Raw genomic sequence first — 9,357 nt, forward strand, 5'->3', positions numbered from 1 at the left:
GAGAAGACTCCCGAGGAGAAGAAACTCCAGGAAGACCTCGTAGCCGCGCTTGAGCGGATCAAGAAACTCGAGGAGACGCCGAACCCGAAGACCGGCGACCAGGGCGAAGACCGCGAACTGGCCGCCCCTGCCGAAGTGCCCGTCCGGGTCCAGAACGGGGTCATCTCCTCTGAAGGGAGGGCTCTCTGATGACGGATATCGCCGCCTTCCCGACGATCCGGAACCCGGTCGACCAGATCGGGCTCGTGCTCGGCGGTCTCGCCGGCGAGACGATCAAGGCCGGCCAGGTGGTCGGCTACGCAGCGACCGGCGTGACCAGGACCTTCGTCTGCATGGACGAAACCGCGGGAGAGTTCCCGATCGGGATCGCCGGCCACGACGCGGTCTCCGGGGAACCGCTGACCGTCTACGGCCTCGGGTCAGTCTGCCGGGTCGCCGTCGCCGACGACACGACCGGGATCGACGCCGGCAGCCTCGTCATGACGAACGCCAACGCCGTGAAAGGCACCGTCTGCGAGTTCACGCCCCGGGCGGATCTCGCCTCGACGGTCATCGACGCGACCAACGACACGACGATCGATCATCACGCCTGGGTCGTCGGCTACGCGATCGAGGATATCCCCGGAGACGGAACCGGCCTGATCGTCGTCTGTCCGATACCTGTCCTCTACTCCGACCATGCGGTGGTGGTATAACATGAACACGCTCAACTATGACCCGACCCGTCTCCTCGAGACCTACTTCGAGATGTGGGACAAGGGAATGGGCCGGCAGAAGGAACTCGCCGAGAACCCGACCCTCGTCCCCCGCGCACTGACCACGAACCACGAGGGGAAGGTGCAGTCCGTCCGGAAGCTCCTCCTCTCGACCGAGATCGAAGGAACCGCCCTCGTCCCGACCACGTTTTACAACACCGTGATCAAGGGCGCCCGGGCCGTCTGCGCCGTCCGGGGGGACATCGTCCCCTGGTACAAGATGACCGGAAAGACGCTCCGGGTGCCGAAGGGCGAGACCGGGGACAAGGCTCCGCGGGTGAACGAAGGGGCGCCGTTCAGCCGCCGTACCCAGAACTACGACTACATGGACTTCGCGGCCGAGAAGTACGGAGAATGCCCCACGATCACCGCCGAGATGATCGCCGACTCGCAGTACGACGTCATGGCGCGGGAGGTCGAGAACACTGGATACCGGCTGGAGAACCGCCTGAACTACGAGGTCCTGAAGCTCTACCTGGAGACCATGAAGACCTCCGCGCTCGAGCACGACACCGCCGGCACCGACCAGGGTCTCGACGCGTTCGCGATGGCCCTCGGCAAGCTGAAGGAAGCCGGCTGGGAACCCGTGGGTGCGATCCTCCACCCGGAGGCCGAGGCGAAGGTCCTTCAGGACTTCATCCCCCCGAGTTACTACATGGGGCAGCAGATTGCCCTGCAGGGCTTCCAGCCGAAGCAGCTGCTCGGGGTCAACGTCGGCATGACCGGCGTCGCCGGCGGTCCGGATACCTCGATCGGCGAGTCAAGCGCCTGGACCTACACCTGGGGCTACGCGGCCGACGGCGAGATCGGGGCGCTCCTCATCGGCTCCGGCGCCGGCGGCGTCGGCATGCGCCAGGACATCACGATCGAGAACTGGAAGGACAACCTGCACCAGCTCGACTCCGCGAACGTCTTCATGCGGTTCGGCTGTTCCGCCGGCACCGAGACCGCCGTCGTCCGGGTTGAGTTCTGATCCCGGATCCCCTTTTTTTCAGGAGGTCGGGATGATGGTACTCAGCACACGTAACCAGGGGAAATACCTGACGAAGAGCCACCAGAGAGACCTCGCCGAAGCCTCCGACGACCGGACGCAGTTCACGGCGGGCGAACTCGAGATCCTCGAACTCGCCGACGACCAGGGGCACCTCAAACCGACTTCAGTCGAGACGGTTCCTCTGGACCCTGCAGGGTCCCGGAAGCGGATCCCGATTGCCAGGCTGCCCCTCTACGGGAGGGAGACGGACTGATGCCCTACTCCCTTCCAGCCGATGTGGTTCTGGAGTCCGGGACGACGCTCGACGAGGGCACGCTTGTCTCCTTGATCGCCAAGGCCGATAATCGGATCGACGCCGTACTTAGGGATTCTGGGCTGACCGGGACTACCGGAGACTCCGATCTCGAAGTTGCGTCGGTACACTTCACGATCGCCAAGATCGTCGACCGCTCCCGGCTCACGAACGAGCGGACGAACTCGCTCAACCTCGGGGGAGACCTCACGATCGGGAACAACACCCAGAACGAGATCGACTACCACGAAGGTCTCGGCCGGGAGGCCGTCGGTCGATACATCGCCAGGACCCGGGTGCGGGGATCCCGCATCAGGAGGGTAAACGGATGATCCCGCCGGCGCTCCTGATCCACACCTGCACGATCACGCACCAGGAGCCCACCGGGGAGGTCGACGCCTACGGGGTCCCGGGCGTCACCACGACGACGCAGACCGGCGTTGCGTGCAGGTTCACGAACCCCGGTAGCATGACGAGGCGCCTGGACCTCGACAGCGGCAGCGTCTTCCAGACGTTGCCGGGAGTCCTCTTCCCTGCAGGGACGGCGGTCGCCGAGCGGGACACCGTTTCCGCAGGGCCTGCCGGGTTTGACAAGACCTACTCCGTCAAGGCGGTGAAGGCCATCTACGGCCCGACGGCCATCTCGCATCTGAAGGCCGAACTGGAGGCGGTCGGATGAGCCTGCCTGACAGCAGCCTGGGATCTCTGACCGATCGCGAACTCCTGCTCCTCATCTACGGAGAGGTGAACGCGATCGCGAAAGCTCAGACCGACATCGAGGCGAGGGTGCGCATCCTGGAGGCTGCGAACAACCAGTCGATAGGGCGCATTGCTGCGACCGGCGGCGGGTCAGGCGCGATCGGGGGCGGCGTGGCCGTGCTCCTCCTGAGACTCATGGAGTGGTTCTGATGGCCACGATCGAAGGCCTCGATCGCCTCACCCGGAAACTGCACCGGCTCGCCGAGTGCACCCCGCAGCCGACGCTCGCCCGCCACGGCGAAAAGAACATGCTTCGGGTCGAACGCGTGGCGAAGCAGCGTTGCCCTGTCGGCAAGAGCCGGCCCGGCTACACGGGCGGTCGGCTCCGGAACAGCATCGGCACCCAGGCAGTCGAGGCAGACGACGGCGTCGAGATCCGGACCGGCACGAACGTCGATTACGGCCCCTTCGTCGAGTACGGCACCGGCCGTCGAGGGGCGGAAGCCGGCGTCGACCATCCCGACGACTACAACTACGGGCCGAAGCCCGGCACGGCGCCGCGGCCCTTCCTCCGCCCCGCGTGGGATGAAGAGAAGGTGAACGTCGTCCAGGGCCTGGCGAAGGACCTGCAGAAGACCGTCAGGGAGGCGGTGCGGTGAGCCTCATCGACACCGCCTGCAGAGCGGTCCTGGCCGCCAATGCAGGGGTTACGGCCCTCGTCGGCCAGAGGATCTATCCGGACCGGCTGCCGACCGAACCCACGCTCCCGGCCCTGACCTACTCGCTGATCTCCGAGGTCCTCGACGCCCACATCTCGGGCGATCGGCGGGCCCGGGTGCAGGTCTCGTGCTGGGACGACCCCGAAGAGCACGCCGGCGTTAGATCGCCGGCAACAGTCACCGCAGTCGCGGAGGCGGTCATCTCCGCGCTCAGTCGAACAGCGCTGCAGAAACAGGTCTCCTCGTGGACCCTCGGGGCCACCGCCTACACCGTCACGAAGTGCCGGTGCACGAATGCCCCCCGGCTCCTCGAGGACGAGACCGATTACTACCATGTGCCGTGCGACTTCGAGATCGAGTTCAGGACGTGAACTATGGCAGACATAACTGGATCTGATGTCCCCAGGGGACAGGAAGTGAAGTGGTATGCCGGCGGCGTTGCGACGACGGAAACCATCACCGTCGCCGCCGCTGCCGTCACCGCTGGCGGGTTCGCCCTCACAGGCACCGCCGAGTATGGATCGGTCGTTGCGACCGTTAACGGCACACCGACCGCGATTATTGAGTATCTGACCAGTTCGGCCACCCCGGCCACCGAGGCGGGCGGCTGCGATTTCGTCGGCTACACCGGGATCACAGAAGGCGACGTCGTCGTCCTCTACTACATCGATGTCGGGGCGACCACGCTCACACAGGTCGCCGCGTGCCTCGATGTCAAGTTCTCGGCATCGGCCGACACGAAGACCGCGGCCGTGCACGGACAGGCCAACAAACTCAACTCCGTCGGAGCGGTCGAGAATACCGCGGACCTCAGCGAGTTCTACTACAACCAGACCTTCGTCGCGATGTGTATCGGCGACCAGGTCACCGGCAGCCCTGCGGCCGAGAAGAAGACCTTCACGACGAGGTTCACCGGCGTCCGGAAGATCGGGGCGCTCGTCGGGAAGCGGGCCAACGCTGCCGGCACGATCGTGTACAAGTGGTTTATCGTCGGCGCCCGGGCTACCGGCCTGGACAGCGAGTTCCCGACCGAGGACAACTACAAGCGGTCGATGCGGTTCCAGGCGGACTACCTCACCGAGGTGGACCTCTCGTGAGTGGGCAGGTAGACGACCCCGCCCTTTCCACCCGGATCACTGAGCGGCAGCAGGAACTCGCGGCGAAGCCCGCCCAGGAGCTGACGGTCGCCGAGCGGCTGACACTCCGGGCCATGGAACGCCGGGAGACCCTGGTGGTCGACTCTTCGGGCGGCGAGATCGAGATTGAGATCCGGCTCCCCCTCGCCGCCGAGGTCCGGGAGATCGAGGACCTTCAGAACGATGCGGTCCGGACGGCGACCGAGATCCGGCGCCGGACCCTGCGGTTGATCCGCCTGCAGGACCGCCCCGGGGGGTCCTCGCAGGAGGACTTCGTCGCAGAACTGACCGGGGCGCAGGAGGCTCTCGAGGCCCTACAGTCCCGGGCTGCCGCGGCGAACCGCCAGCTCCTGGAACTCATCGCCGACATCTGTGTCGACGAGTCGATCACCGTCAAGTTCCTGGAGTCAGGGATGTTCGCTCCCGAGGACATCGGCGGGATCGTGCAGGGGGTCCTCAAGGCGTCTCAGGAGCGGGCTGCAGAAGCCCGGTCCTTTCGGTCGAAGTGAGTTCGGCCGGGGTCTCTTCCAGCTGTGCGCCGCCATGGGGAAACTCCCCCACGAGTTCGCTGCGTGCACTGAGGAGGAGTGGGCCTACCTGAAGGGAGCATGGAACGCCATTAACGCGAAGGAGTGACGGATGGAAGCAATCGAGAAACTGTTCGTAGGCCTCGGACTGAAATCGACCTTATCGGACGACGTCGCCGCAGCGGAAGATGACCTCGACGACCTGGAGAACGCGGCCGAGAAGACCGCCGCGAAGATCGCCCAGGACTTCCAGAAGGTCGGCGCCGCAGCGAAGCAGATCGGCAAAGACCTCACCCTCTTCGTCACGGCACCCCTGCTTGCCTTCGGAGCGCTCTCCACCCAAGCTGCCGGCGACGCTGCCGAGACGCAGAGCAAGTTCGAGCAGGTCTTCCAGGGCATGACCGCCGACGCTGAGGCGTGGGCCGAGAGCTACGGCGACGCTGCAGGCCGGGCGACTACCGACCTGCAGGACATGCTCGCCACGACCATGTCCATTGTCAAGGCAATGGGCATGGGCTACAGCGAGGGTACGGAGTTCTCTGAGACCCTGACGCAACTTTCCGTCGACCTGGCCTCGTTCAACAACACTGCGGATTCCGAGGCGTTTACGGCCCTGCGGTCTGCCATCACCGGGGAGTATGAAGCCCTGAAGCGATACGGCATTGTCGTGAACGAAGCGAAGGTTCAGCAAGAGCTGCTGAACATGGGCGTCAAGGGCGGCACCAAAGCGGCCACCGACGCCGAGAAGGCGCAGGCCCGTATGAACATCATCCTCCGGGCCACCACCGACGCCCAGGGCGACGCGGAACGGACCGCCGAGTCATTCTCGAACCAGGAGAAAGCCCTGGCTGCCGACATGAAGGAGCTGGGCGAGACCGTCGGCCGCGATCTCCTCCCGATCGCGAAGTCCGGGATCGATATCGTCCGGCAGATGATCAACGGCTACGAGCGGCTGGACGACTCGACCCGGACCGTCATCCTGATCACCGGGGGGTTCGCTGCCGCGCTCGGGCCGGCGATCTGGTTAGCCGGGTCGATGGTCAGCGCGATCGGACAGATCCGGCTTGCGATCGAGGCGTACAAGGTCTCCACCTTCGCTGCCACGCTCGCCACCCGGGGCTTCTCGGCCGCGCTCCTCACCACTCCCGCCGGCATGGTGGCGCTCGGGGTCGCCGGCCTGGTGGCCGCGCTCGCGGCGCTCACCTGGTGGATGGGCCGGGCCGAGGAGAAGGCGTTCGACATGTCCGACGCGATGGCCTACTCTGCCGACGACCTCCGGGAGATGGCCGACGAGGCGCGGAACGCGAGGTACCCGTTCCAGGACCTGCTCGACACGATCGGCACCCGGGGGGCGGAGAGTGCGTCCGCGATCGAGAAGGTCGGGCGCAAGGCGGTCTGGCTCACGGGCCCGCTCATGGGCCTGGCGCCGGCAATCGATACCGTCGAGGGCATCGCGGATGCATGGTGGAATTCTGGCGAGGCTGCCCGGGACGCCGAGGCGGACGCTCTCGATTACGCGGCAACGCTGCGGGACGCGATGGATGCGGCGGAGGACGAACTCCGGAACGCCGACCGCGCCTACGCTGATCATCAGCGAGTAGTTTCAGAGCTCGGCCGGGAGTATGACGAGCTCAAGGCCGCGATCGACCGTGCGATGGAGATGCCCGAGGACATCGATGACCAGAGCCGGGCCATCGAGCACGCCCAGATCGCGCTTGAGCGGGCGAGGGAGCGGCAGCGGAACCTCGGCCCGGATGCCACATCCCTTGACCGGAGAGAGGCCGACCTGGCTATTAGGGACGCGCAGGACCGGCTCGATGATGCCAGGAAGAGGCTCAGCGACCTCGAGGCTGAGCAGGACGAGATCCTCGGGGGGAGAACCATTGCCCAGGCCCAGGCCAGGCTCTCCGAGCTCCAGGAGCAGAAGGACGAGGAAACAGCCCTGATGGAAACGGCGCTCGAGGACCGGAACAACCTGCAGGCGATCTACGACGCGATCGCCGAGCAGAACGACGAGGACCTGCATCAGGGCTACAAGGATCGGTGGGCCGCGCTGAAGACCTACTTCGACCAGAACCCGATTCTCCGGGACATCGGCGTGGATCTCGGGTGGTTCGGCGGGAAGACCGGATCCGTCCCGGGCCTCGCGTCGGGAGGCGTCGTCACGAAACCGACCCTCGCCCTGGTGGGGGAGGCCGGTCCGGAGGCGATCGTCCCGCTACGGGGCGGCGGTAACAGTACGACCTCGATCGGCGGGGACACTCTCTCGATCGGGCAGGTCATCGTCCGGAACGATCAGGACCTCGACGAGATCTTCCGACGGTGGGAGGAGATGCAGCGGTCGAAGCGGGTGCGGCGGGGGGTGAGAGCGTGACTGTCACCTTCGACGGTGTCGAGCTGAAAAACCCGGCCCCGTTCAACCTCGCCCCGGTCGTGCTCACCAACGAGACGACCCTCCTCTCCGGCAAGACCGCGGTACAGACGACGACCGAGACCGGGTTCCGGGTCAAATTCGTGTGCTGCACGCAGACCTACAGCGACGTCAGCAACCTGCTCGCGAAGATCGGGCAGAAGGCGACGCTGGTCATCGACGGCACCTCGTATACCAACTGCGCGATCAAGTCCTGGGACCGGCTGGAGCAGGACCCGGGCGGGAACTGGTGGTACACGGTGACGTTTGTGAGGGACACGGCATGATTCAGGGAGATGGTACACTGACACTGACAACGACGATCCGCCGGAAGGACGGTCGGATCGAGGAAGAGACAGAGGAATACGAAGTGAAGGACGGGAAGGTGATACAGCATGGCAACACTGGTTAATACGGGGCTCGAGTACATCGCGAAGTTGATAAACGGCGGCTCAACTGCCCCGTTTACATACATCGCGCTTGGTTCCGGCACGACGGTCGAGGCGATCGACCAGACGGCACTGGTGACCGAACTCACGGCGAACGGCCTCGCCCGGGCGGCGGCGACCTGCGGGTATGAGGCGATCGGCAAAGCGACCTGGTCGAAGGAGTTCACCGCGACCGCCGACGGACAGACCATCAACGAGGTCGGGATCTTTGACGCTGCGACCGCCGGCCACATGCTGATGCGGCACAAGTACAGCAGCACCAAGATGCTCGACAACACCGAGAGGCTGACGGTCTCGATCGTCTTCACCGAGGGGAGGGCCCCCTGATGGTCGCAGGGATTGCCTGGAATGACCCCTCCTCCGCAGTCCTGACCGACGCGGAGGTCCCGGTCGAGACGGAATCCGATCTCTCGAGCGAGATCGACTTGAACGGGTGCGTCGGCCTCTTCGGGGTCGGGGTGACGATGACCTACAATGCCTCCGCGACGGTCGCGGCGGTCCTCCGGGTCTACGCGAAGATCGACGGGACGAACTACTCCGATGAGCCGGTCTACGAGCGGACGATGGCCCTCCGGGACGCGGGATTGGCGCACCAGCAGTACTTCCCGTTCCCGATCCCGGCCCAGTGTGTGAAGGTCGCGGTCTACAACGGGGACAACACCTACACGATCACGAGCCTGACCGCCTACGCGCACAAGAACGTCCTCTCGACGTCCTGAGGTCGCACCATGACGGCGACCATCCATCAATTTTATGAGTGGGCGTATCAGGCCCGGATCAGTATTGCCAACCCGTCCTCGACCGAGGGGTTCCAGGGCTCGATCTCGCTCGCCTGGCGCGAGGGAATGAACCCTGATTTTTCAGACGTCCGATTCTTCTCTCCGAGGGGAGAGCAACTCCCCTACTGGATCGAGACCTACACCGCGAGCACGTCAGCAACCGTCTGGATCGCGCTGCCGGCGAGCGATACGTTCATCTGGATGCTCTTCGGCAATCCGGGGGCGGAGGACGCGAGCGACGGGGATTCGGTTTTTCTCATCTTCGATGATTTTGACGGGGCCAGCATCGACACGAACAAATGGACTGTGGAGAAGAAGGGATCTGCGTCTGCGGTGGTGCAGCACGACGGGAGCGGGAATCTGCAACTCGCGGGGAAAGCGAACGTAATTTCCTCCGGGAACGTCGTATCCAAGGCAACGTTTGAAAAGGGTATCTATATTGAGTACCGGGAAAAGGTCGATCACGGCCATTATCACGATACAACCTTCGGGAGCGATACGACGCTCGAAGACCTCAGCGGAGGGACCTCGGATTGGTGGCACACATCCCTCGGCAATGGATACATTCTCTTCTGTCAGGATTCGGACACCACCGGC

16 protein-coding genes are annotated in these 9,357 nt (G+C 64.9%); all 16 read left to right on the top strand.

Going from position 1 to position 9,357, the window contains the following annotated elements:
• On the top strand, positions 1–189 hold a 189-nt coding region (locus tag BRA62_RS08110; protein ID WP_292366066.1), incomplete at its 5' end, for a hypothetical protein.
• Complete coding sequence (locus BRA62_RS08115) at positions 189–695, top strand: hypothetical protein (RefSeq protein ID WP_292366067.1); 507 nt, start codon at positions 189–191, stop codon at positions 693–695. The genes BRA62_RS08110 and BRA62_RS08115, both read left to right, overlap by 1 nt.
• A gap of 1 nt (position 696) precedes the next feature.
• Entirely contained in the window at positions 697–1,728 is a 1,032-nt protein-coding gene (locus tag BRA62_RS08120; protein WP_292366068.1) for a phage major capsid protein, read from the top strand.
• A gap of 34 nt (positions 1,729–1,762) precedes the next feature.
• Positions 1,763–2,002, top strand: coding sequence for a hypothetical protein (locus BRA62_RS08125; protein ID WP_292366069.1), 240 nt, complete (start codon positions 1,763–1,765; stop codon positions 2,000–2,002).
• A complete protein-coding gene (locus BRA62_RS08130) occupies positions 2,002–2,373 on the top strand; it encodes a hypothetical protein (RefSeq protein ID WP_292366070.1) in 372 nt (123 codons plus the stop codon). Before BRA62_RS08125 ends, BRA62_RS08130 begins: the two co-directional genes overlap by 1 nt.
• Positions 2,370–2,720, top strand: coding sequence for a hypothetical protein (locus BRA62_RS08135; protein ID WP_292366071.1), 351 nt, complete (start codon positions 2,370–2,372; stop codon positions 2,718–2,720). Before BRA62_RS08130 ends, BRA62_RS08135 begins: the two co-directional genes overlap by 4 nt.
• Positions 2,717–2,950, top strand: a complete 234-nt coding sequence (locus BRA62_RS08140; RefSeq protein ID WP_292366072.1) for a hypothetical protein — start codon at positions 2,717–2,719, stop codon at positions 2,948–2,950. Before BRA62_RS08135 ends, BRA62_RS08140 begins: the two co-directional genes overlap by 4 nt.
• Entirely contained in the window at positions 2,950–3,399 is a 450-nt protein-coding gene (locus BRA62_RS08145) for an HK97-gp10 family putative phage morphogenesis protein (RefSeq protein WP_292366073.1), read from the top strand. The genes BRA62_RS08140 and BRA62_RS08145 overlap by 1 nt, the downstream gene beginning before the upstream one ends.
• Positions 3,396–3,830: a DUF3168 domain-containing protein gene (locus BRA62_RS08150; protein ID WP_292366074.1), complete on the top strand. Its 435-nt coding sequence runs from the start codon at positions 3,396–3,398 to the stop codon at positions 3,828–3,830. Before BRA62_RS08145 ends, BRA62_RS08150 begins: the two co-directional genes overlap by 4 nt.
• Before the next feature lie 3 nt (positions 3,831–3,833).
• On the top strand, positions 3,834–4,556 hold the full coding sequence (locus BRA62_RS08155; RefSeq protein WP_292366075.1) for a hypothetical protein: 723 nt from the start codon (positions 3,834–3,836) through the stop codon (positions 4,554–4,556).
• The gene (locus BRA62_RS08160) at positions 4,553–5,104 is read left to right on the top strand and encodes a hypothetical protein (protein WP_292366076.1); all 552 of its coding nucleotides are present in this window, start codon (positions 4,553–4,555) and stop codon (positions 5,102–5,104) included. The genes BRA62_RS08155 and BRA62_RS08160 overlap by 4 nt, the downstream gene beginning before the upstream one ends.
• A 130-nt stretch (positions 5,105–5,234) precedes the next feature.
• Positions 5,235–7,496 carry a hypothetical protein gene (locus BRA62_RS08165; RefSeq protein WP_292366077.1) on the top strand — a complete coding sequence of 754 codons (2,262 nt, stop codon included), beginning with the start codon at positions 5,235–5,237 and terminating at the stop codon, positions 7,494–7,496.
• Positions 7,493–7,819 carry a hypothetical protein gene (locus tag BRA62_RS08170; RefSeq protein WP_292366078.1) on the top strand — a complete coding sequence of 109 codons (327 nt, stop codon included), beginning with the start codon at positions 7,493–7,495 and terminating at the stop codon, positions 7,817–7,819. Before BRA62_RS08165 ends, BRA62_RS08170 begins: the two co-directional genes overlap by 4 nt.
• Positions 7,820–7,927: 108 nt before the next feature.
• Positions 7,928–8,308 (top strand): phage tail fiber protein, encoded by a 381-nt coding sequence (locus BRA62_RS08175; protein WP_292366079.1) that lies wholly within the window; start codon positions 7,928–7,930, stop codon positions 8,306–8,308.
• The gene (locus BRA62_RS08180; protein WP_292366080.1) at positions 8,308–8,700 is read left to right on the top strand and encodes a hypothetical protein; all 393 of its coding nucleotides are present in this window, start codon (positions 8,308–8,310) and stop codon (positions 8,698–8,700) included. The genes BRA62_RS08175 and BRA62_RS08180 overlap by 1 nt, the downstream gene beginning before the upstream one ends.
• A gap of 9 nt (positions 8,701–8,709) precedes the next feature.
• Positions 8,710–9,357, top strand: a 648-nt coding sequence (locus BRA62_RS08185; protein WP_292366081.1) for a DUF2341 domain-containing protein, incomplete at its 3' end; no start/stop codon positions are given.

This window comes from Methanoculleus sp. UBA208 (genome assembly GCF_002498065.1).
Lineage (GTDB): Archaea > Halobacteriota > Methanomicrobia > Methanomicrobiales > Methanoculleaceae > Methanoculleus.

Excerpts from the sequence above, each read along its gene's own strand:
- BRA62_RS08115 (WP_292366067.1), top strand. The coding sequence starts at position 189 with ATGACGGATATCGCCGCCTTCCCGACGATCCGGAACCCGGTCGACCAG.
- BRA62_RS08120 (WP_292366068.1), top strand. The coding sequence starts at position 697 with ATGAACACGCTCAACTATGACCCGACCCGTCTCCTCGAGACCTACTTC.
- BRA62_RS08125 (WP_292366069.1), top strand. The coding sequence starts at position 1,763 with ATGGTACTCAGCACACGTAACCAGGGGAAATACCTGACGAAGAGCCAC.
- BRA62_RS08130 (WP_292366070.1), top strand. The coding sequence starts at position 2,002 with ATGCCCTACTCCCTTCCAGCCGATGTGGTTCTGGAGTCCGGGACGACG.
- BRA62_RS08135 (WP_292366071.1), top strand. The coding sequence starts at position 2,370 with ATGATCCCGCCGGCGCTCCTGATCCACACCTGCACGATCACGCACCAG.
- BRA62_RS08140 (WP_292366072.1), top strand. The coding sequence starts at position 2,717 with ATGAGCCTGCCTGACAGCAGCCTGGGATCTCTGACCGATCGCGAACTC.
- BRA62_RS08145 (WP_292366073.1), top strand. The coding sequence starts at position 2,950 with ATGGCCACGATCGAAGGCCTCGATCGCCTCACCCGGAAACTGCACCGG.
- BRA62_RS08155 (WP_292366075.1), top strand. The coding sequence starts at position 3,834 with ATGGCAGACATAACTGGATCTGATGTCCCCAGGGGACAGGAAGTGAAG.
- BRA62_RS08165 (WP_292366077.1), top strand. The coding sequence starts at position 5,235 with ATGGAAGCAATCGAGAAACTGTTCGTAGGCCTCGGACTGAAATCGACC.
- BRA62_RS08175 (WP_292366079.1), top strand. The coding sequence starts at position 7,928 with ATGGCAACACTGGTTAATACGGGGCTCGAGTACATCGCGAAGTTGATA.
- BRA62_RS08180 (WP_292366080.1), top strand. The coding sequence starts at position 8,308 with ATGGTCGCAGGGATTGCCTGGAATGACCCCTCCTCCGCAGTCCTGACC.